Below are 26,612 nucleotides of genomic sequence, written 5' to 3' on the forward strand. Positions count from 1 at the left end.
TGTTTTATAGTATCAGATGATTGTCATTTGATATGAAAAGACAGTTCCTTTTTTATACATTAATTCATAAAAATTTATTTTGTTTACAAAATAGAAAAAGAGTGGCACAATGTTCATGAAGATATAATGAAGAATTAGTTACGCGTGGAATTCATTGGGGAATGGAGAGGATAAAATGAGCAAGCGTAAACTTATATTATCAGTGTTGATTAATGGTGTGTTGTTATCGAGCCTATATGTGGCCGGAGCGGTGGATGTGGCACCGGGCAGTGGTAACGGTGTAGCTATCGGCACGGGCAGTAATGCACCGAAGGCGGAAAACGTAGCCGTTGGCAAAGGGGCCAGCATTTCTTACTCGAACGGTGCTAGTGCGGCTACAGGTGATGTAGCTATCGGCAATGGAGCAGGTATTAATAACTATGCCAGCCAAGGCGGTAGTATAGCTATCGGTAAAAATGCAAAGGTTGAAAATATGGCCGGTGGTGGAGAGGCTAGTTTTGCGTTAGGGCAAACGACCTATAGCGGGTGGCTGCTTTCTCCTGCCAGAATTCCTGCGGATCCTACAAAGGTGGTAGGTAGTGTCGCTATCGGTGATAATACATTTGCTCGTACCGGCAGTACCATGATTGGATCTCATAATTATAAAGGGGACCTTGGAGATACTACGGTAGATAGTGCATCCACAAGAAAAGATGCATTAAATGTTTATACAACAACAATTGGTGCTAATAGTTTTAGCAATGGGGCTTTCACTACAAGTACAGGCGTTTATAATATTATCTCCAGTGATTATAATGGTGGACGAGCTGCAAATTCTACAAAGAATTTCGGTGCCACCATTAATGGTGCATTGAATAGTGTTGAGTCAAAAACGGGTAGCTATTATTCGGGTGTTGCGAATAGTATCGTTGGTATTGCCAATCGGACCTTTAACTCCAATGGGTCTCTCGTATTTGGTGCTGGGAATGAAATAACGAATTCTGTAACCAGTATTTCAGCGCCAAGTTCGGGCGGTAATTCCGCTAAGGAATTATCTGAGAAATTACGTTCTGCTGTCAAAAATTCTAACGGTGGCGGTTCTACTATGGCATTTGGTAGCGGTAATAAGGCGGATTATACACTTCGCTCCGCACTTATGGGTGTAAATAACACATTGACTGGCTCTCAAGGCAATGAGAGTACGAATACCATGTTGACGGGCTTTCACAATACGGCGGATAAGGTGTCCAATACGACCGTAATAGGGTCTGAAAATACGGTGACTAATTCTAAGAACGGTCTTGTGATGGGGGATAATCGTGAGGTAAAAGATGCGAATCATGCGGTTCTCATCGGTTCTACAGACAGCAAGACTACGACATCTGTTAATAATGCGGTCGCTGTCGGACATAATACGAATGTAACCGTAGAGGATGGCGTTGCATTGGGCAGTGAATCGAAGGCTACTGTGGCGGCTGGATCCGTTGGGTATGATCCGAGTACAAAGGCACAGTCCACGAATACAGATTCTACGTGGAAGGCGACTAAATCGGCCGTATCTGTCGGTGATGCAGATAAAAATATTACGCGTCAGATTACATCCGTAGCAGCCGGCACAAAGGATACGGATGCGGTGAATGTGGCACAGCTCAAAAAGTTGCAAAATCAAGTGAATGCGAACGGCTCCACTACCGTCAGTGCAGGTAAACATATTAATGTGACAACTACGACGAACGGAACGACTAAGGATTATAAGGTAAGCCTATCTGACGATATAACGAATCAGATTACAAATAACACGACAAATATTAACAATATACAAGGTGATGTGACCAATATTAAAAAGAATGTAACCAATATTCAGGGCGACATTACTAATATCAAGCAGGATGTAACGAATATGGGGCGGAATGTAGCTCGCCTCGATAAAAAGGTTAACAAATCTGTGGCCGGAGCGGCTGCACTTGCCGCCTTGCATCCGTTGGATTTCGATCCTGATGCAAAATGGGACTTTGCTGCTGGTTATGGCCACTATCATGACGGCAACGCCGCTGCATTGGGGGCTTTTTACAGACCGAATGAGGACTTGCAGTTTAGCGTAGGATCTACTGTTGGTAATGGCGAAACCGTTGTAAATGCAGGTATGTCTGTGAAAGTAGGTGCTCACAGTAATGTATCTCGTTCTCGTGTAGCTATCGGTAAGGAAGTTTTGGAACTTAAGAAAACTGTAGCGGTACAAAATGCGCAGATTCAAAAGTTGACTGCTCTTTTGAATGGCTTGGCTGGAACGAATATGAAGGCGGACCGCAGCACATTATTCCCTGATGTGCCGAATAATCACTGGGCATATGCGGCGGTTAGCGATCTATCTCGACGGGGTCTTGTGGAAGGCTATCCTGATGGTACATTCGGAGGAGACCGTATGTTGACCCGTTATGAATTTGCTCAAATTGTGTACCGAGCTATTCAAAACGGTGTTGTTGTCGATGATCGACTCGTATCTGAATTTGGTCCTGAAATGGCGTTATTCCGTGTGGATACTATTGCCAAGAATCATGAAGGACAACCAACTATTGAACGTGTAAGGATTAATAAAAAATAGAATATATATATGATTTATATTGTGAAAGCCGAGGCTCTAGGGCCTCGGCTTTTTCGTGTACCTGTAGGTGATAAATTTTCTGTATATAAAATTATCTTATCTATAAAAGCATTAAACTGAAAAGTCTAAAAATATGAAATTGATTACGTAATTACAATAATCGTTATATTCCGATATGTGGATTTATCGTAATATTTGATAGGAAAGATGAAGATTCTATTTCTTAAAATTAAAAAGTATTAAATATGAAATAAATAAACGATAAAAATGAAGAAAAGATGAAAAAGTCGTTTACAAGATAGAAATTTTTTGATATTGTATTGCCGTGGGTGAGTATATGATGAAGAATCATGAATAATTATAGTATTCGTATCGTAATTGAGAATACTAGTATTTGGTGTAAGAAGTGTAGATGATAATCAATCTTTATACTTCTTCTTTTTATTATCTTTGCAATATTATGCAACACAAGTGATGTGTTTTACTGAGGTTTCGGTAAGAAAGGATAATCATGAATCGAATTTATAATGTGATTTGGAGTAAGACTAAAAAATGCTACGTTGTAGTATCTGAAATTGTAAAAACAGGTGGCGGTAAGGTGAAATCCGTACAAAACGGTACAACCTGGGCACGCATGAGTGCGATTATGGCGGTGGCTGCATTATTAATGGGTGGTAATATTACTACAGTTAATGCTGCTACATATACTGCTATGACGATTAATGATGTAAATGGCGCTGGTTATGCTACTGGTAATGTAGTTTATAGTGAAGGTAGTTATTTATATAATTATCAAAATCCTGGGAACCTGACACCATTTGATAATAGTCATTTGTATAATGGTACAGATAGAGGTAACTATACAGAAAATAGTTTTGCTGGCATTGCTATCGGTAAAAATACAAATATTCAGGAAACTGGTAATCCAACTTATTATTCCGGTTTAGCTATCGGTAACTATGCTCAGGCCACAGGTGGTATTTCTTTTGCTTTAGGTCATTATGCTCAGGCTTTATCACCATCTGCTATGGCTCTTGGTACAGCTACAAAGGCGAGCGGATTTAACTCCTTGGCTATGATGCGTCAATCCGCTGCAGAAGGTGAATTCTCAGCAGCATTAGGTACTGCATCTTGGGCAAAGGGTAATGGTAGTTTCGCCATGGGTTATTCTGCTACAGCAAAAGCGGATCAATCCATTGCAATCGGTGCAGCAGAAACTATAAAATTACCTGGTCAACAACATGGTACTCCTAGTGCACAATATAATGCCAATGGTAATACCGTAACAGAAGGTGTTCGTTCTCTTGCATTTGGTACAAAGGCGAGAACATCTACTGCTGCAGCTGATTCTATGGCATTCGGTTCTTCATCCAGCACTGGTGGCGCCAATGCGGTAGCTATGGGTTATAGTGCTAATGCTAGTGCAGAGAATGCCTTTGCCATCGGTAATACTGCGCAATCATCCGCACAAAATGCGGTGGCAATGGGTAAAAGTGCAAATGCAAGTGGTGTAAGCAGTTTTGCTATGGGTAGTAGTTCTAATGCTGCTGGTGCCGATGCTATTGCTATGGGTAGTTCTTCCCAAGCAAAATTATCCAACTCCATCGCATTAGGTGGTAATGCTAAATCCTTGGGTGCTGATGCGCTTGCACTTGGTGGTTCGGCGAATGCCTCTAAAGATGGTGCCATTGCAATCGGTAAAGAAGCGAAAGCAAACAATACTAATACGACAGCTATCGGTCTTGGTGCTACTGTTACAGGTACTAACTCCATGGCTATCGGTACAAATGCCGTTGCAGAATCCAATAATTCCTTGGCATTGGGTACTGGTACGGAAGTAAGAGGTGCCTTGGTTAATGGTTTCTCTGCTTTCACTAACCAACAAAATAACAATATTGCAAACGGTGTAGTTGCGGTAGGTAACGTAGGTTCTGAACGCCGTATCATCAATGTGGCGGGCGGTGAAAACGATACTGACGCAACAAATGTAAAACAATTAAAATTTGTAAACAGTAACTTGGCAAAATCCATCGCAGGTCCTACTTATACGGGCTATGAAGCGAATGGTTCTACATATAAAGCGCCTGATTTCAATATCAAGAACAGCACGTATCATACGGTAAAAGAAGCTGTTGAAGCGGCGCAAACGAATTTCTTCAGTGCTAAAGGCACATCTGCCGATGCGAACTACGATAACACAGGTGCTACAGGCAATAATGCGACAGCAGCCGGCGTACGTACTTCCGCAGCAGGTAACTTTGCGACAGCTGTCGGTGCTGATGCAACTGCAGCGAATGCGAATAGCACTGCAATCGGTTATAAAGCTAAATCCAGTGTAGATGACGGCGTTGCATTGGGTGCAAACTCCATTGCTTCCGTTGCAGCAGGCAAAGCAGGCTATAATGTGAAAACTGCAGACAGCCGTACAAACGGATATAGCGGATTGACAGGCGCTGCGTTGACTTCCACTATGGGTGCGGTGTCCGTAGGTGACGGCGGTACAAAAACTCGTCAAATCACAAATGTGGCTGCAGGTACTGCGGATACTGATGCTGTTAACGTGGCACAATTGCGCAATGTTAACTTGAAAGTAGCCGGCAACAGCGGTAACAATGACGTTTTATTGGACAACCAAACATTGACTGTAAAAGGCGATGGTTCTTATGTTACAACATCTGTTAACAACCAAACAATCGATGTAGCGTTGACTGATGCTACTAAGAACAAGATTGACAATGCGGCAAATAAAGACTTGTCCAATATTACAGACGGCGGTAAATCCGTTATCCGTGATGAAGCGCAAAAAGCAGTAAAAGTTGTTGCTGGTAAAAATACAACGATTACAGAAGGTACTGACGGTACATATAAAACATATAAAGTTGACGTAGACGCTCCAGATTACCAATTGACTGAAAACAGCAGTGCTGCTGATAAAGCATACACTGTATCTGGCAATAAAGTTGACTTAACTGTACAAGATGCTAAAAACCCTGCGAATAAGAAAACTGTAACTATCAAGGATATTGCATCCAAAACAGAACTTGATAATACAAAAACGGAGCTTATTAATAAAGGTTTGAAATTCGATGCTGATAATGGCGGCGAAAAAACAAATAAATTAGGCTCCAAGGTAACAGTAGCTGGTGATGGCACTAACATCAACACTACAATTACACAAAGTGGCGACGATACAACAATTAAGGTTGCATTAGGTAAAGACATCAATGTTAATACGGTGACAGCTACTAAGACTGTAAAAGCTGGCACTGCTACTATGGGTAACCAATCTGTAACAGATAACAAAAGTGCTACTCAGAACGGTAACTTTGTATCCGGTTTGGACAATAAAAATTGGACATTAACTGATCCTGCCTATGTATCTGGCCGTGCGGCAACAGAAGATCAACTTAAGATTGTTAGTGATGCTGTGAAAGCGGCTAACGCAAGTGCTTCTGATTATCGTTTAATTGCTAATCCGAACAATGCGGCAGATGGTTCTTATAAGGTTGATAACAATAAAGTTGATTTACAAGTGAAGGACGATAAATCCGGTACAGTTAATACTGTGACAATTAAGGATATTGCGTCCAAAACAGAACTTGATAAAGTAAAAGATCGTTCCGTGAAATATGATGGTGAAACTGACAAAGATACAGTAACTTTGGAAGGCGCTAACGGTACAAAGATTACCAACTTGAAAGACGGTAATGTAGCAGCAGGTTCTAAAGATGCTGTAAACGGTGGTCAATTACATCAAGTTAAGCAGGATCTTGGCGATCAAATTACGAATACCAAGAATGAGTTAAACAATAAGATTGATACAACTAAACAAGATCTTATCGACAAAGGTTTGAAATTCGACGCTAATAACGGCGGTGAAAAAACAAATAAATTGGGCTCTAAAGTAGCAGTTAAAGGGGATAACTCCAATATCATTACGGAAATCTCTCAAGACGCTAACGGCGACAGCACAATTGATGTGAAACTTGGTAAAAACCTTAATGTAGAGACAATTACTGCAACCGGTGCAAACGGCAAAGACGGTAAAATCGGCATCAACGGTAAAGATGGTGTAACAACTAACATTTCCGTTACTCGTGACGGTCAACCTGGTGTAGACGGCGCTCCTGGCACGACTACAACACGTATTACGTACCAAAAACCTGATGGCTCCAACGAAGAAGTGGCAACCTTGAACGACGGCCTTAAATTCAAAGGTGACATGGGTGCTACATCCAATGTTAAGCTTAACAAACAAGTGGACATCAACGGTGGTGTAACAAGCGCTTCTGATCTTGCGACAGGCAATAATATCGGTGTTACTTCTGCGGCTGTTGGCGCTGATGGCAATGCAAAATTACAATTGCAATTGGCGAAAAACTTGACTGGCTTGCAATCCGTAACGGCATCCGACACTGTGAAAGCAGGCACTGCCACTGTAGGTAATCATACGGTAGCGGATAAAAAAGGTGGCAACCAAACTGGTAATTTTGTAACAGGCTTAGATAATAGAGCTTGGGACATTTCAGATCCTACGTATGTAGAAGGACGCGCAGCGACAGAAGACCAACTTAAGAAGGTTAGCGATGCATTGAAAGCGTCTAATGCAAGTGCTACAGATTACCGCTTAATTGCTAATCCGAACAACGTGGCAGATGGTTCCTATAAGGTTGAAAACAATCAAGTAGACTTGAAAGTAAAAGACGAAAAATCCAGTGACGTTAAAACTGTAACGATTAAGGATATTGCGTCTAAAACTGAACTAGATAATGTAAAAGATCGTTCCGTAAAATATGACGGTAACACAGGCCATGACACAGTAACATTGGAAGGCCCGGACGGCACAAAGATTACCAACTTGAAAGACGGTAATGTAGCGGCTGGTTCTAAAGATGCTGTAAACGGCGGTCAATTACATGATGCTAAAAATGAACTTATCAATACAGGTCTTAAATTTGATGCCAATGTAGGTGGCGTAAAAACTAACAAATTAGGCTCCACGGTTACAATTCAAGGTGAAGGTACTGCAGCTGACGCTGATTATAGCGGTGAAAACCTTAAAACTTTCATCAATCAAGATGCGGCAACAGGTAACACGACGATTGACGTGAAGATGAACAAAAACCTTAAAGCTGAATCTGTGAAGGTTGGCAAAAATGGTAAGGACGGCGTAGCTATTACAGGTCCTGACACAGCGAACGGTACAGATGGCAAGGTAGCTGTGACTGATAAAAACGGTAAAGAAGCAGTTTCTATTTCCGGTAAGGACGGCGTAGGCCACATCGGCTTGACAGGTCCTGCTGGAACGAACGGCGTGAATGGTACTAATGGTATCGACTTGTCCGTGAAACCTGGTTACGACGATCCTATGACAGGCGTTAAAGGCGAAAAAGGCGTTGATGGTACAAATGGTCTTACACGTATCGTTTACAAAGACGGCAATGGCGAACACCAAGTTGCGACTATGGAGGACGGTTTACAATTCACTGGTAACAACATTGGTACCGTGAATAAACAAAAATTGAACTCCTTGGTGAAAGTACAAGGTGAAGGCGTAACTGAAGCTGAATCCGCTGCATTCAAGAGCGCATCCGGCAACATCAACGTAAAAGCTGATGGCACTGACAAATTGGAACTTCAATTGGCGAAAGACCTTAAAAATCTTGATTCCGTAACAGCCGCTAAGACTGTGAAAGCAGGCGACGCTACTATGGGTAGTCAAACTGTTAACAACGCAGCTGGCGATAGCGAAACAGGCAATTATGTAACAGGCCTTGATAATAAAGATTGGGATGCAAATAAGATTGTATCCGGTCGTGCTGCAACAGAAGATCAATTGAAAAAAGCATTGGATGCTCAAAGTGCTAACTCCACTGATTATCGTTTGATTAGAAATCAAGCGGCAGGCTCTAATGGAGACTACACTGTAGATGCAAACGGTGATGTAGCGTTGACTGTACAAGATAAGAATCATCCAGATCAAACAGAAACCGTTACAATCAAAGACGTTGCTTCTAAATCCAAACTTGATAAATTGAATGATCGTGCTGTTAAATATGATTTGGATCCTAACGGAACACCTGATAAATCCAAGGTAACTTACGAAGGCCCTACATACAATAACAAACAAGGTGGGACTCACGTAACGAATGTAGCATATGCTACAGGCAACGATGGCAGCGAAGCGGTTAATGTGGACTACTTGAATGACAAAATCAAGGATAGTGCGGACGCATTGACTAATAAAGGTTTGAAATTCAATGCTAATGTAGGCGGCGAACAAACTAATAAACTTGGTTCTACTATCACTGTTCAAGGTGAAGGTAAAGCTGATGATGCTGACTACAGCGGTGAAAATATTAAAACTTTCATCAACCAAGACAATAAAGGTAACACGACTATCGACGTGAAGATGAATAAAAACCTTAAGGCTGAATCCGTGAAGGTTGGCAAAGACGGTAAGGACGGCGTGTCCATTACAGGTCCTGACAACGGTACAGACGGCAAGGTAGCTGTGACTGGTAAGGACGGAAAAGAAGCTGTATCTATTTCTGGTAAAGACGGCGTAGGTCACATCGGACTTAACGGTAAAGACGGCCGTAGCGCTGATATTTCTGTTGAAAAAGGTGATCCGGACCTCAACGGTAACGAAATCACTCGTATTAAATACACTGATGAAAATGGTAAGACACATCAAGTGGCAACCAAGGATGATGGTATGGCATACGGTGGTGACTCCGGTAATGTGATTAAGAAAAAACTTAATGAACAATTGGACATTAAGGGTGGCGTAACAAACGAAGATGATTTGACTGAAAACAATATTGGCGTTATCAGCAAAAATAATATCCTCAATGTTCGTTTGGCAAAAGACCTTAAAGACTTGAACTCCATTACTTTCAACAATGGAGCTAATGGTGCAAATGGTAAAACTGTTGTAAACGGCGCAGGCATGACTATCAATGATGCAGCTGGTAATCCGTTGACAGCTGTTACAAAAGACGGCGTGAAGATTACCGATGGTCCATCTATGACGAAGGACGGCATCGATGCAGCAGGCAAGAAGGTTACTAATGTTCAAAACGGTACGGTTGCCAAAGATAGCAAAGACGCTGTAAACGGTGGTCAATTGCATGACGCTGTTGAAAGCCTTAAAACTAAAGGCTTTGGTCTTGAAGCGGAAGACGGTCAATCCGTGAAGAAACCTCTTGGTGAAACTGTTAAAGTTAAAGGTGATGGCACGAATATCAAAACATCCGTAGACGGCGGTGCTGTTAAGGTAGAATTGAAAAAAGACATCACTGTAGACACTGTAACAACAGGCGATACTAAGATGGATACAAACGGCGTAACTATCAAGGACGGCGCTAATGAAGCGACTAAGTTGACTAAAGACGGCTTGCAAATCAATGATGGTGGCAACAAAGCTGTTACTATCAACAAAGATGGCTTAACAATCGAAAACGGTCCTAAGGTAACAAAAGACGGTATCGATGCGGCTGATAAGAAGATCACTAATGTGGCTGATGGCACTATTGGCGCTGGTAGCAAGGACGCTGTAAACGGCGGTCAATTGCATACAGCTATCGAAGACATCAAATCCACAGGCTTTGGCCTTAAAGCGGAAGACGGTCGATCCGTGAAGAAACCTCTTGGCGAAACAATCGACTTGAAAGGTGACGGCAATATCAAAACTTCCGTGGACAACGGCGCTATCAAAATGGCATTAAATGATAAGATTACTCTTGGTCAAGATCCAGCAAAACAAGTTAACATTGACGGTTCTGCAGGTACAATTACAGCTGGCAATGGCGGTAATCAAGTTAAGATTGACGGCAATGACGGTTCCGTAACGGCAAATACTGTGAAAGCTGGCGATGTAGTTGTAGGCAAGCAAACTTCTGACGGTAAAGAAGGCAACTTCGTAACAGGTTTGGATAACAAAACTTGGAATCCTGAAAACCCTGTAGCAGTTCCTGGTCGTGCCGCAACAGAAGACCAATTGAAAGCTGTTAATGACGACTTCAATAATAAAGCAAGAACAGGCCGTGTATTCCAAGGTGACCAACCTGGCGATAGCGGTAAAGTGGTTCGTGGTTTGGGAGATACTATGAACCTTACTGGTGGTGCTGATGTGAACCGTTTGGCAGACAACAATATCGGTGTTGTGAAAAACGCTGCTGGTGATGGTTATAACATCAAGTTGGCGAAAGACTTGAAAGGTCTTGAGTCCGTAACTACTACAGATGCTGCTGGTAATACGACTGTTATGAACGGTGGCGGCATGACAATTACACCTGCTCAAGGTAATGCTGTAAGCCTTACTAAAGACGGCCTCAATAACGGTGGTAATAGAATTACTAATGTAGGCCCTGGTGTAGATGGCACTGATGCGGTTAATGTAAATCAATTGAGTAGTGCTATGCGTAGTGTGGATGGTAAAATCGCTGATGTAGGTGCTACTAGTGCAGCTATTTCCGGCCTCAAACCTTTACAATATGATCCATTGGAACCAACTCAAGTATTGGCTGCTGTAGGCCACTACAAAGGCAGCACAGCTGCTGCTGTAGGCGTAGCGCACTATACTAATGAATCTACAATGTTCCATATGGGCGTATCTCTTGGCGGTCATGACAACATGATTAATGCGGGCGTATCCTACAAATTTGGTACATCCGATGCTAAGAAAGCTATTCCAGCACGCTATAAAGCAGGCCCTATCAGCTCTGCGTATGTATTGCAAGATGAAGTGACTGCGTTAAAAGCTGAAAATGAACGCATGAAACAACATGACTTAGAGTTAACTGCTAAATACGATCAAGTACAACGCGATAATGAAGAAATGAAAGCTCAAATCGCATTGTTGATGCAACAAGTAGGACTTTCCAAATAAAAAGAATTCTTAGTCTTGTTATGTAAGGAATATGAAAGCCGCCCTTCTAGGGCGGCTCATCATAAGGAGGAAGTATGAAATTCAAAACATTTATACCTGTATTGGCACTGGCTTGTGTATGCGCGGTAGGCCAAGCGGATGCGGCTCAAGATCGATTGATGATGTCGGAACAACCAGCTGAACCATTAAATGTGATTGAAGCAGAAGTGGCCATTCCTGTACCTAGCGAAGAAGTTCACGACGTAGTGAATGCTTTTACACAATTCCAATTGGATCAAAAAGGCAAATATATCATGGACGACTCTCGCGTTATGAAGGGGCAAGAACGGTACCGCAACAATGTGTTGTACTACATGAACGTTCGCCGCAGCTGGTACATCGTGAGCCATCGTTATAAAAATGACAGCTATGCGCGCATGGCGTTAGATCGTTTGTACAACGATTACAAACAGTTCTTTACAGAACATGCGACTGTATCTGAAGACGCTAAATTGGACTATGCGCAACAAATCATCGATATCTTGGATCGCAATACAGCCAATGTACATGATGATGAATTGCGTTTCTACATGAACGAAATGGTGATCTTTAGCTTGAACGAAGCTATGAAAGACGGCAATAATCGCGTGAAACCTGTGGACGAAAAAATGGCTCCTGCGATGGACGAACTTCCTACAGTAGACCTTCGCAAGGCGATTAATGCGCCCACAATTCAATAAAATTTAGACTATATAAATGGTGAAAGCCGAGGCACAATCTGCCTCGGCTTTTGTCATACATAGACTAAATCTCTCATATATGAATATGTAAATTTAATTCCATAAATATATAGAAAAGATGAAGAATTTCTATCTTATTTTTTAAATCTATTAAATAAACTATAAAAATGAATGAAACATGAAAAAGTTGTTTACAATATTGAATATTTTTGATATAGTAGTCAATAGAGTGAGTATCTTAAAGGAAAAAGATATACGTAATAGTACTTAAACTATAGTATTGAGTACTATTGTTTTATGTTAGAAGTGTAGATGATTTTTTATGTCTATTACTTCTTCTTTTATTTTGTTTTTTATATGAGGCTATAAACAGAATGCGTAACCGGTAGAATCGGTAGTTCGTGAGAAAGGAATAACATGAATCGAATTTATAATGTAATTTGGAGTAAAGCTAAAAATTGCTATGTTGTAGTATCTGAGTTAGTAAAGAGCGGTGGCGGTAAAAGTGGCGTGACTTCTACGAGAAATAACACTACATTCCGTGCAGCTTTATGCGCTTTTGCTATTACGGGTTGTTTAGTATCGGGAATTGCAGAAGCAAATGTAGTACAAGGCCCTGGCGCTGCTGCTACTGGTAGCAATAGCGTTGCAGTCGGTGATAATGCGAAATCCGCAGGTGCTAAGTCTGTGGCTGTAGGTAATGACGCGACTACATTAGCAACAAGTGAAAATGGTATTGCCATCGGTAATGGTGCAAAGGCTGAAGGTCAACAACGAGTGAAGGTTCCATATCCTGCGGGTACTATTGCTATCGGTCAAGGGTCAGTTGCAAAGGAAAATGGTGATATTGTAATAGGTCGTCAAGCGAAGAGCACGATTTCCAAGTATCATCAACAACCTGGATCCGGTGCAGTTGTAATGGGTGCAGAAGCTGCTTCTTACGGTTCTCGTGGTGACGTAGTCATCGGTGCTGCAGCGGAAGCTAATATAATTAGAAAGAATGCTACTGTTGATGGTGACGGACAGCTGTTTTCACAATCTGTAGCTATCGGTAGTGTAGCGAAGGTATATGGCACACAATCTGTCGCTATCGGTGGTGATGTAAGATCTATTGGACACTCTTCTATCGCTATCGGCGGTGATGATATCGATAAAGCAAAACCTGATTTATATAAGGTTATTCCTGATTTAGCGGTGCCAGGTACGCAGAAAAACTTTAACCGTGAAGTGGCTGCATTACATCCAAGTGGATTGGGTACAGCAGGTCTTAATGATAGTAAGAACTATGTAAATACTGCTTCTATCGGAAATGCCAGCCTTGCTATTGGTATGATGACACAGTCTTTAGGCACAGGCTCTAATGCTATCGGTGCTAACTCCTTGTCAAAAGGTGTGGCTAGTTCCGCTATTGGTGCTATGGCTCGTAGCTGGGGGAATAACTCTCTGGCTATCGGTAGCCAAGCCGGTGCGTATGGTGAGAAATCCACATCCCTCGGCGATGCGAATATAGTAGGCTTTGATATGACAAATGCTACTCTATCTGGTTCTGCTGCAGGCGCTCTTGGTAGAGGCAATAAGGTATATGGTAATAATGCATATGCTATCGGTAGTGAAAATACCGTAGGGTCGGCTACTGTTACTGAAACTACAGAGTCTAATGGCGATAAAATTAAAAAGGTTACTGCTGGTACGGTTAAAGGTAATACAGCCGGTGCGTTCGGTTATAAGAATACCATTACAACGGATAATTCCTATGTAGTAGGTAGTAACTCCACTATTTCCGCAGATAACGGCATGGTTTTAGGTAACAGTGCTACTGTGACAGGGGCTAATGGTTTAGCTCTTGGTAATAATACGAAAGTAGCTAATGACAATGCCGTAGCTATCGGTAATGGCTCTGAAACAGCAGCAGCTGTGGCTACTCCTTCTGCCACAATCAATGGGGTAACGCATAATTTCACAGGCACAAACCCTGCCTCCACAGTAAGCGTAGGCAAAGCAGGTATGGAACGAACTGTTACTAATGTAGCGGCCGGTCGTATTTCTGCTACCTCCACTGATGCTATCAATGGTAGCCAATTGTTTGCAGTTAAAACAGAAGTAGAAAAAGGTGTATCCTATGCAGGCGATGTAAAAGCTGCAGCAGCTACAGATAATAAATTTACGCGTAAATTAGGTGAACAAACTAATATTGTAGGCGGCGTGACCGATGCAACTAAGTTAACAGATAACAATATCGGTGTCGTTTCCAATGGCACTGATACGCTAAATATTAAATTGGCTAAAACATTGACTGGTTTGGACAGCGTTACAGCTGGCGGCACTACTATCAATAACGGCGGTTTGACCGTAGATGGTAAAAACTATGTATCTCCAAACGGTATCAATGCAAATAACCAAAAGATCACCAATGTAGCTGATGGTACTAACTCTAATGATGCGGTTAACTATAGTCAATTACAAAATGCGATTAACTCTATCGATAAAGTGCCTACTGTGAAAGCAAAAGATGCAAATGTAACTGTAACAGAAGGTACAAATGCAGCAGGTGGTAAGGAATATACTGTTGGATTAGGCAATACAATCAATGTTGGTACTGCACATCCTGTAACTGTAGATGGTAATGCAGGTCATGTAACAGGACTTCAAAATACAGATTGGAATGTAGCCAATCCTGTGGTTGTTCCTGGTCGCGCGGCTACAGAAGATCAGTTGAAAAAGGTTAACGATACAGTTAATACCAATAAGAATCAAATCGACAAAAATAAACAAGCTATCGCTGATAATAAACAAAATATCACAACAAATGCCGGTAATATTGCTAATAATACGCAAAATATCGCAAAGAACGCTGGCGATATCGTTACTATCAATAAAACTATTGAAAAAGGGTTGAACTTTGACGGTGACTCCGGTGCAACAATCAATAAGAAATTGGGTGATACTGTTGCCGTTAAAGGCGGTGCTACAGGCACATTGTCTGATAACAATATCGGTGTTGTATCCGATGGTACTGGCACATTGAATGTGAAATTGGCTAAAACATTGACAGGTTTGGACAGTGTTACAGCTGGTGATACTACCATCAATAACGGCGGTTTGACCGTAGGTGGTAAGAATTATGTATCTCCAAATGGTATCAATGCAAATGACCAAAAGATTACCAATGTCGCTAACGGCGACGTGGTTGCTAACTCCAAAGATGCAGTTAACGGTGGTCAATTACATCAAGTTAAGCAAGATCTTGGTGACCAAATTACAAATGCCAAGAATGATTTAAATAATAAAATTGATAATACTAAAACTGACCTTATCAATAAAGGCCTTCGTTTTAATGCTGATAATGACGATGAAAAAACGAATAAATTAGGCTCTAAAGTGACTGTAAACGGCGATGATAACATCACTACAGAAATTACTCAAACTGGTGATGATACTAAGATTGCTCTTAAATTAAAGAAAGACCTTAATGTTAGATCTGTTACGGCTACAGACACTGTGAAAGCAGGGGACGTAACAATGGGTAAACAAGCTGATGGTGCGAACCCTGGTAATACAGGCAACTATATTACTGGTCTTGATAATAAGACTTGGGATCCAGGTAATGTTGTATCTGGTCGTGCCGCAACAGAAGACCAATTGAAACAAGCTTTGGCAAATCAAACTGCAACAGGCCTTAAATTTGATGCCAATGTAGGCGGTGTACAAACTAGTAAATTAGGTTCTACCGTAATCGTACAAGGCGAAGGTAAAGCTGCTGATAGCGATTATAGCGGTGAAAATATCAAAACTTTCATCAAACAAGATGCAGCAACAGGTAACACAACCATTGACGTGAAGATGAGCAAAAATCTTAAAGCTGAATCTGTAAAAGTTGGCAAAGGTGATAATAAGGATGGTGTATCTATCACAGGTCCAGATGGTGCGAACGGTACAGACGGCAAAGTAGGTATCACAGGTAAAGACGGTAAAGATGCTGTATCCATGTCTGGTAAAGACGGCATTGGTCACATTGGCCTTAATGGTAAGGATGGTCGTAGTGCTGATATCTCTGTTGAAAAAGGTGACCCTGATATCGAAGGCAACGAAATCACGCGTATTAAATATCAAGACGAAAATGGTAAAACACACCAAGTGGCAACCAAAGACGATGGTATGAAATACGGTGGCGATAGCGGTGCTGTAATCAACAAAAAGCTTAACGAACAAGTAAACATAATCGGCGGTATTACTGATGCTAGCAAGTTGACTACTGAAGATAATTTAGGTGTAGTATCCGATGGTAGCAATAACCTCAAGGTTCGTATGGCAAAAGACTTGAAAGGCCTTGAAACCGTAACAACTAAAGATGCTGCAGGCAACACTACAGTTGTAAATGGTGGCGGCATGAAGATTACACCTGCTAGTGGTAACCCTGTGAGTCTAACTAAAGATGGTTTGGATAACGGTGGTAACAAGATTACTAATGTAGCTAAAGGTACAGCTCCAACTGATGCAGTCAATAAATCTCAATTGGATCAAGCTGCAGCTGCTGCGACTACAACGGTAACAGCAGGCGATAATATTAAGGTTACGCCAAGCGACAATCCGAATGGTTCCAAAAACTATGAAGTAAGTCTTAAAGACCAAGTAACATTGGGCTCCGATCCTAAGAAACAAATCGCCATCGATGGCAATGCAGGCACAATCAAAGCTGGCGACAAGGTTGAAATCGACGGCGATAAAGGGACTATTAAAGTTGGTAAAGATGGTCAAGATGGCGTATCCATCACAGGCCCAGATGCGGCGAACGGCACAGACGGCAAGGTAGGTATCGCTGGTAAAGACGGTAAAGATGCTGTATCCATGTCCGGTAAAGACGGTGTAGGTCACATCGGTCTTAATGGTAAGGACGGTCGCAGTGCTGATATTTCTGTTGAAAAAGGTGACCCTGATATCGAAGGCAACGAAATCACGCGTATTAAATACCAAGACGAAAATGGTAAAACCCACCAAGTGGCAACTAAAGACGATGGTATGAAATACGGTGGCGATAGCGGTGCTGTAATCAACAAAAAGCTCAATGAACAAGTAAACGTTATCGGTGGTATTACTGATGCTAGCAAGTTGACTACAGAAGACAATTTAGGTGTCGTATCCGATGGTACTGGCAACCTTAAGGTTCGTATGGCTAAAGAGTTGAAAGGTCTTGAAACAGTAACAACTAAGGATGCTGCAGGTAATACTACAGTTATGAACGGTGGTGGTGTAACAATTACACCTGCTAGCGGTAATGCAGTAAGCCTTACTAAAGATGGTCTCAACAACGGTGGTAATACAATTACCAATGTTGCGGCTGGTGTAAACGGCACTGATGCGGTTAACGTAAATCAATTAAAAGGTGCAACAGATAAGATGGCGAATGCAATCAATGCTGTAGCGGGCGAAACACAACGTGTAGGCGCTCATGCGGCGGCTATGGCTGCGTTGAAACCAATTCAATACGATCCATTGGAGCCAACTCAAGTAATGGCTGGTGTTGGTAATTACAGAGGTGAAACAGCAGCGGCGTTAGGTGTTGCACATTACTCTGCAGAAGACACAATGTTCCATGTAGGCGTATCTGTTGGTGGTCATCACAATATGGTGAATGCCGGTGTGACTCACAAATTCGGTAACTCCGATGCGAAGAAAGCAATCCCAGAACGTTATAAAGGTGGCCCTATTAGCTCTGTTTATGTGTTGCAAGATGAGGTAACAGCATTGAAAGCTGAAAATGCACGCATGCAAGAAAGCCTTAACGAATTGTCTTCTGTGAAGGCTGATAATGCACGTATGCAACAACGTATTGATGAATTATCCTCTGTGAAGGAAGATAATGAACAAATGAAGGCTCAAATTGCATTGTTGATGCAACAAGCAGGGCTTACAAAGTAAATTTGACTTGATTAAATGGATTATTTAGTATACTCTAGTCATGTAAGAATCATGTAAGGAATATGAAAGCCGCCCTTTGGGAGGCGGCTCATCATTAGGAGGATTTATGAAATTCAAAAAATTTATGCCTGTATTGGCACTTGCTTGTGTGTGTGTGGTAGGTCAAGCGGATGCGGCTCAAGATCGATTGATGATGCCGGAACAACCAGCTGAACCATTAAATGTGATTGAAGCAGAAGTGGCTGTTCCTGTACCTAGCGAAGAAGTTCGCGACGTAGTGAATGCTTTCACACAATTCCAATTGGACCAAAAGGGCAAGCGTATCATGGACGATTCCCGCGTTATGACTGGTCAAGAGCGTTACCGCAACAATGTGTTGTACTACATGAACGTTCGTCGTAGTTGGTACATCGTAAGCCATCGTTATAAAAACGATAGCTATGGTCGTTTAGCATTGGACCGTTTGTACAACGATTACAAACAGTTCTTTACAGAACATGCGACTGTATCTGAAGACGCTAAATTGGACTATGCGCAACAAATCATCGATATCTTGGATCGCAATACAGCTAATGTACATGATGATGAATTGCGTTTCTATATGAACGAAATGGTAATCTTCAGCTTGAACGAAGCCATGAAAGACGGTAATAATCGCGTGAAACCTGTGGACGAAAAAGCAGCTCCTGCGATGGATGAACTTCACACAGTGGACCTTCGTAAAGCGATTAATGCACCTACAATTCAATAATTTTAGATGATTCAATTATAAGAATTAAGTGTTGTTGTGTTGTATTGTATTTCTTATAATTGTATGACCGATAAAAAATATCGGGGTGTTGTTTGTATTAACAAAACCCCGATATTTTTTATGCATATAATTTTGCAATCAATGTGATTCGCTGACCTTGAATCACCTTATATGTAATTTTTTTTACGATGGCCGTAAAGTTGTGATGCAGAAATTGTAACTGATCGTTAGGTTGAACGTCCGCATCATATGTGAATACGCCTTCTTCCCCATTAAAGCGACCTTTGATTGTGAAAGTTTGATTATCTCGTGTAACTACGATATCTTCTTCGGTAACCGTATTCGGTTTATCTATATTTTGTTGTAAGATATTGAGTTCTGACATAGATTTCTTCCTCCTTTCTGCTTTCAGTATAACAATAAAAATTAAAAAACACATGGAGTAATCGTATAAATTGTTTTTATACACATATGCTCTATTTCTATAAAGCCTATAAAGCCCGCCGGTACGCCTTTAGAGGGACTTGGAATAAAAAAAGGAATGACGGCGATTTGAATTTCACCTGTCATTCCTTTTACTATATAATAAAATGCTACCTTTATTGATTGTGCAATAGTTAATTGGCTTAAGTAGGTATGTAGTAATTGTGTACGTACATTGAGTCAAAATGGCAGAAACACTGTACGATATCCGTTTATGAAAAGATATCATTCTATTATATGGTCTATCATAAATCAGAATGATGAAGAGAAAATAAATTGGTTACATATGGTGTGATATTGGGACATAATAATGGAAAGTTTTGTATTATTTATGAAAGTAGGTGAATAATAGTAAAAAAATACAGCATTTATGCAGAATATTCAGTATATTTAATTTTATCGAAATTATTAATAACTTAAACACAAAAGTTTTATGAAAATAAAATGAAAAAAAGTTTACTTTTCCCGTAATTTGTGGTATTTTAGATATACACATTCAAGAATGTCGATGAATTCTCAATACATCATCGATACATCATTGTTATTTCATTAAATATGTAGATAGTTAGTTAGTAAGTTTTATAAGTTTTATAGGAGAAAGATTAATGAATCGAGTATTTAAAGTGATTTGGAATCGCACAAAGGGCTGCTATGTTGTGGTGGCAGAAACAGCAAAGAACATGACGAAACGTTCCTCTTTGTCGGTTGTATTCTCTAAAATGGTAGGTGCTACAGCAGTTGCCGTTATGTTGACAGGCGTTATGATGCCTACGGATGCCTTGGGGGCACCGATTAAAAATGGTGTCGGAGCGACAGCTGAAAACGACGGTGGTATCGCGATTGGTGACAGAACAAATGCTCGCGGTGACTATAGTGTGGCTATGGGTACAGACGCTACTGTTGGTAAAAATGATCCATCTGAATCTGAAAGCCAAAATGGTATCGCTATCGGTCATGGTGCTACAGTAAGTGTTAACCCTGCTACGGCAACACCAGGTATTACAGATAAGAGCGGTGGTATTGCCATCGGTCATGATGCGACAACTAAGGATATCAATACAATTGCTATTGGTACAAGCACTATCGGTCAAGGTGCGCAAGCTGTAGCTATTGGTCGTAATGCGCGCACAATTGCTAATAACGGCGTAGCTATTGGTAACGAAGCACGTGTACAATCCACGAACGGCTTTGCGTTGGGGAACAATGCACGTGCCGGTTTTGATGAAAACAATCAATTGATAGGTCTTGATAATGATCAGGCTTTCGGTTCCAATGCACGTGCTTACGGTGGGTCCTCCATGGCGTTCGGTAATAATGCGAAGGCATCCAAAGGGGGTGCTATTGCTATGGGTAATGGTTCTCAATCTCGAGGTGATTGGGGTGTAGCCATCGGTAATGGTGCAAAAGCATTGGCACAAGGTGCTCGCGCAATCGGTGCTAACTCTACAGCTGATGCTACTAATGCTGCTGCTATGGGTTGGGATAGTGTGGCTAGCGGTGAGGCTTCTATTGCTATCGGTGAGACGGCAAAAGCGACTGCAAATAATTCTATTGCTATGAGTAAAGCTGCAATCGCAGCTGCAGATGATTCCATTGCCATCGGTAAAAATGCATCAGTTGATGCGAATCAACAACGATCGATTGCATTAGGTGCTAACTCCAAGACTGATAATGTAGTAAGCACACCAAATCAATTGGTAAATGGCTTATGGTATAAAAACTATGCCGGCGGCTCTGCTGACTCTACACTTAGCGTGGGTAGTGATACGCTAAAACGTACTATCACAAATGTGGCTGCAGGTCGTGTGAATGCACAATCTACAGATGCAATCAATGGTAGTCAATTATATGCTGTTGCAAATACCTTGGGTAATTTAGCAAGCACTACAAAAGGCCTTTTAGGTGGCAATGCAGCGCTTGACCCTGATACGGGTAACTTGTCGATGAGCAATATCGGCAACACTGGTAAAGGCACGATTCATGATGCTATTAAATTCAATAAAGACACTATAGATAAAGGCCTTAACTTCGATGCTAATACAGGTGGTGCGAAAAACAACCTATTAGGTTCTAAAGTTACCATCAAAGGCGACGGCAGCAATATCAATGCCGCAATTACACAAGCTAATGGTGATACAACTATTAATATGACATTAGGTAATACCATTAAAGTAGGCACAGCAAAACCTGTAACTATTGATGGTACTACAGGCCATGTAACAGGTCTTCAAAATAAAGACTGGAATGTAGATAATCCTGTAGCTGTATCGGGCCGTGCTGCGACAGAAGATCAGTTGAAAAAGGTAAACGATAAAGTTAACACTAATAAGGCTGATATCGATAAAAATGCTGGTGATATCAATACTAACAAGCAAAATATCACTAAAAATGCTGGCGACATTGCGAATAACAAAACTGATATCGCTAAAAACAAGCAAGATATTTCCACTATTAATACAACCATTAGTAAAGGCTTGAATTTTGCTGGTGATACAGGTACTGTAAGTAACAGACAATTAGGTGATACAGTTACTGTTAAAGGCGGTGCTACAGGCACATTGTCTGACGGTAATATCGGTGTTGTATCCGACGGCAATGGCACATTAAATGTGAAATTAGCTAAAACATTGACAGGTTTGGACAGCGTTACAGCTGGTAATACTAAGATTGATAACAGCGGTTTGACTGTAGGTGGTAAGAACTATGTATCTCCATCAGGTCTCAATGCGAATAATCAAAAGATTACTAATGTTGCTAATGGTAGCGACCCTAATGATGCAGTTAACTATAGCCAATTACAAGCTGCTATCGGTGGTACAGCTAAAGCATCCACTGTAAAAGCGAAGGATGCGAATGTAACTGTAACAGAAGATACAAACGCAGCAGGCGGTAAGGAATATACTGTTGGCTTAGGCAATAAAATTACCGTAGGTACAGCACATCCTGTAACTGTAGATGGTGATACAGGTCATGTAACAGGCCTTACAAATACAGATTGGGATGTAGATCATCCTGCGGCTGTATCTGGTCGCGGTGCTACAGAAGATCAGTTGAAAAAGGTTAACGATAAAGTTAACACTAATAAAACCGCTATCGATAAAAATGCTGGAGATATTACTACTAATAAGCAAAATATCACAAAAAATGCTGGCGACATTGCAAATAACAAAAATGATATCGCTAAAAACAAGCAAGATATCTCCACTATTAATACAACCATTAGTAAAGGCTTGAATTTTGCTGGCGATACTGGTGCTGTAAGTAATCGACAATTAGGTGATACAGTTACTGTTAAAGGCGGTGCTACAGGCACATTGTCCGACGGTAATATCGGTGTTGAATCCGACGGCAATGGCACATTGAATGTGAAATTAGCTAAAACATTGACTGGCTTGGACAGTGTTACAGCAGGTGGTACTACTATTAACAACGGTGGCTTGACTGTGGGTGGTAAGAATTATGTATCTCCAACAGGTATCAATGCGAACGATCAAAAAATTACCAATGTTGCTGATGGTACTGTAGGTGCAGGTAGCAAAGACGCTGTAAACGGCGGTCAATTACACGAGGCTAAAAACGAATTAAATACTAATATCAGTAATGCCAAAACTGAACTAATCAATAAAGGTCTTCGTTTCAACGCTGATAATAACGATGAAAAAACGAATAAACTTGGTTCTAAAGTAACAGTAAATGGTGATGGTAATATTACTACTGAAATTACGCAAACTGGCGATGATACTACAATCGGCGTTAAATTGAACAAAAACCTTAATGTTCAAACATTGACAGCTACAGATACTGTGAAAGCCGGCGGTGTAACAATGGGTAAACACGCTGATACTAAGAACTATGTAACTGGTCTTGATAATAAAGATTGGGATGTGAATACATCTAATCCTGTAAGCGGTCGTGCTGCTACAGAAGATCAATTGAAAAAGATTAGTGATGTTGTTAAGAATCAAGGTGCTGCTGCTACAGATTACCGTTTGGTGAAAAATACAGCTGCTGCAGATGAGGCTTATACTGTTGATTCTAATGGCGATGTTGACTTGACTGTAGAGGATAAAAACCATGCAGGTCAAAAAGAAACTGTTAAGATTAAGGATGTTGCATCTAAATCTAGCCTTGATAAATTGACAGATCGTGCTGTTAAGTATGACTTGGATCCTGCTGGCACTGTTGATAAAACTAAAGTAAGTTACGAAGGTCCTGCCTATGCTAACAAAGCGGGTGGCACTCATGTGACAAACTTGGCATATGCTACAGGCAACGATGGTAGCGAAGCGGTTAATGTGGATTACTTGAAAGATAAAATCAAAGATAGTGAAGACGCATTAACTAATAAAGGTTTGAAATTCGACGCTAACAGTGGCGGCGTAAAAACTAATAAACTTGGCTCTACGGTTACTGTTAAGGGTGAAGGTAATGATGCTGATGCTAACTACAGCGGTGAAAATCTTAAAACTTTCATCACACAAGATCAAGATGGCAACACAACTATCGATGTGAAGATGAACAAAAACCTCAAAGCTAATAGTGTGGCTATTGCCGGTAAAAACGGTCAAGACGGCGTTACACTTAAAGGTGGCGACGCTAAAAACGGTGTAGATGGTACAAGCATTAATCGTTTAGTGACCGAAGATAAAGACGGTAATACACATACGCTTGCAACCCTTGATGATGGTATGATGTATGGCGGCGATACAGGTAATGTAATTAAAAAGAAACTTAACAATCAAGTGAATGTTAAGGGCGGTATCTCCGATGAAAGCAAATTAGCTGCTGAAGACAACATCGGTGTTGTTTCCGACGGTTCCGATACATTGAAATTGCGCTTGGCGAAAGAATTGAAAGGCTTAACGTCTGCTACTTTCACAAACGGCGGCAATAATACTGTTATCAATGGTGATGGTATGACAATCAATCGTGCTGGCGGCAATGCAGTAAGTCTTACAAAAGACGGCTTAAATAATGGCGGTAATAAGATTACGAATGTAGCTGACGGCACAGATCCTAACGATGCAGTTAATAAATCTCAATTGGATAAAGCTACAGCAGCTGCATCCACAACGGTATCGGCAGGTAATAATATTACTGTGACACCTAGCACCAATGCGAATGGTTCCAAGAACTATGAAGTAAGTCTCAAAGACCAAGTGACATTAGGCTCTGATGCTACGAAACAAATCGCGTTGGATGGTACTACAGGCACAATCAAAGCTGGTGATAAAGTTACAATCGACGGCAACAAAGGTACGATTAAAGCTGGCAATGTAACAATTGACGGTGAAAACGGTACAATCAAGGCTGGCGATAAGGTAACTATCGACGGTAAAGATGGCAAGATTGCGGCAGGCAAGGTATCTGTTGATGGTAAAGACGGTTATGTGACAGGTTTGGAAAACAAAGATTGGGATCCTAACAACATCACAAGCGGTCGTGCTGCTACAGAAGACCAATTGCAAAAATCTCACAAAGCCTTGGATAATAAGATTACTAACCTAGGTGATGAAATCACGAAAAAAGGTATGAATTTCGCCGGTAATACAGGTGAATTCCACCGTGATTTAGGCCAAAAGGTTACTATCAAAGGTGAAGGTACAGAGTCTGACGATAAATACTCCGGCGAAAATATTAAAACAGTAGCCGACCAAGATGGTAATGTTAATATCAAGATGGCGAAAAACCTTAAGACTGACAGCTTAACTACTGATAAGGTAAAAGTTGGTAAAAACGGTCAAGATGGCGTATCTATTACTGGCCCTAATGGTGCTGACGGTACAGACGGCAAAGTAGGTATCACAGGCAAAGACGGTAAAGATGCTGTATCCATGTCCGGTAAAGACGGCGTTGGTCATATCGGTTTAACTGGTAAAGACGGTCGTAATGCGGATATTACCGTTGATAAAGGTGATCCAGACTTAGATGGTAACGACATCACTCGTATTAAGTACCAAGACGAAAATGGTAAGACCCACCAAGTGGCAACTAAAGACGATGGTATGAAATACGGTGGCGATAGCGGTTCCGTAATCAAGAAAAAGCTTAACGAACAAGTTAATGTAGTGGGTGGCATTACTGATGCTAACAAGTTGACTACAGAAGACAATTTAGGTGTCGTATCCGATGGTACTGGCAACCTTAAGGTTCGTATGGCGAAAGACTTGAAAGGTCTTGAAACAGTAACCACTAAGGATGCTGCAGGTAATACTACAGTTATGAATGGTGGCGGTGTAACAATTACACCTGCTAGCGGTAATGCTGTAAGCCTTACTAAAGATGGCCTCAACAACGGCGGTAATACAATTACCAATGTAGGCCCTGGTGTAAACGGCACTGATGCAGTTAACGTAAATCAATTGAAAGGTGCTACAGATGGGTTAGCTAATGCTATTAACTCCGTAGCGGGCGAAACACAACGTGTAGGCGCACATGCAGCGGCTATGTCTGCATTGAAACCTATTCAATATGATCCATTGGAACCAACTCAAGTAATGGCTGGTATCGGTAATTATAGAGGTGAAACTGCGGCGGCTCTTGGCGTTGCACATTACACAGCAGAAGATACAATGTTCCATGTAGGCGTATCTGTTGGTAGCCACCATAACATGGTAAATGCTGGTGTAACTCGTAAATTCGGTACTTCCGATGCGAAGAAAGCAGTTCCTGAACGTTATAAAGGTGGTCCTATCAGCTCCATGTACGTAATGCAAGATGAAATGACTGCTTTGAAAGCTAAGTACGAAAAAGTACAACGCGACAATGAAGAAATGAGAGCACAAATTGCATTATTGATGCAACAAGCGGGCTTGAAATAATATGAAATAACATATTGATACGGCAGTGCTTATAAAAGGCGCCAAAAGCGAAATGCTTTTGGCGCCTTTTTTTATACAAAAAAATAGTTTAAATGGCTGTTATAAACATATATATGTCATGGTTAACTTGTAATGTAATTAAAATAGGTGAGTAATAATTGGATCATAATAGTTTACTAAGGTAAAATACATTTTTTTCATGAAGTTAATTTTATGCGAAAAAATTAGTACATTTAGCATATTCATAAGGTATATGACGGGGTTTTTGTATATTCATAAATATTTATGATTTAGAAGTGAGTGTAGAGTGAAAATTTTTTTACTTTTAGTATAGAATATGATATGTTTAATATGATATGCATCGGTAAATAGCCATATATTAACTGTATTTTTACTTTTTAAAATAGTTATAAAATATTATATTATATTCATATAATTTGATAGTTTT

7 protein-coding genes are annotated in these 26,612 nt (G+C 41.0%); all 7 read left to right on the forward strand.

The genetic code is table 11. The features are described from left to right. The first annotated feature begins 175 nt into the window (after window positions 1-175). The gene (locus VPHSUH08_RS09455; RefSeq protein ID WP_105087338.1) at window positions 176-2,581 is read left to right on the forward strand and encodes an S-layer homology domain-containing protein; all 2,406 of its coding nucleotides are present in this window, start codon (window positions 176-178) and stop codon (window positions 2,579-2,581) included. Window positions 2,582-3,092: 511 nt separating this feature from the next. Continuing rightward, window positions 3,093-11,474 (forward strand): YadA-like family protein, encoded by an 8,382-nt coding sequence (locus VPHSUH08_RS09460; RefSeq protein ID WP_105087339.1) that lies wholly within the window; start codon window positions 3,093-3,095, stop codon window positions 11,472-11,474. A gap of 74 nt (window positions 11,475-11,548) precedes the next feature. Then, the gene (locus VPHSUH08_RS09465) at window positions 11,549-12,193 is read left to right on the forward strand and encodes a hypothetical protein (protein ID WP_105087340.1); all 645 of its coding nucleotides are present in this window, start codon (window positions 11,549-11,551) and stop codon (window positions 12,191-12,193) included. Window positions 12,194-12,610: 417 nt separating this feature from the next. Further along, window positions 12,611-18,109 (forward strand): ESPR-type extended signal peptide-containing protein, encoded by a 5,499-nt coding sequence (locus VPHSUH08_RS09470; RefSeq protein WP_105087341.1) that lies wholly within the window; start codon window positions 12,611-12,613, stop codon window positions 18,107-18,109. Window positions 18,110-18,215: 106 nt separating this feature from the next. After that, window positions 18,216-18,860, forward strand: a complete 645-nt coding sequence (locus VPHSUH08_RS09475; protein WP_105087342.1) for a hypothetical protein — start codon at window positions 18,216-18,218, stop codon at window positions 18,858-18,860. A gap of 157 nt (window positions 18,861-19,017) precedes the next feature. Then, window positions 19,018-19,080: a hypothetical protein gene (locus VPHSUH08_RS09665; RefSeq protein WP_353734512.1), complete on the forward strand. Its 63-nt coding sequence runs from the start codon at window positions 19,018-19,020 to the stop codon at window positions 19,078-19,080. A gap of 868 nt (window positions 19,081-19,948) precedes the next feature. Beyond that, a complete protein-coding gene (locus VPHSUH08_RS09485; RefSeq protein WP_105087343.1) occupies window positions 19,949-26,164 on the forward strand; it encodes an ESPR-type extended signal peptide-containing protein in 6,216 nt (2,071 codons plus the stop codon). The last annotated feature ends 448 nt before the right edge of the window (window positions 26,165-26,612 follow it).

Source organism: Veillonella sp. S13054-11, from assembly GCF_002959795.1.
Taxonomy (GTDB): domain Bacteria; phylum Bacillota; class Negativicutes; order Veillonellales; family Veillonellaceae; genus Veillonella; species Veillonella parvula_E.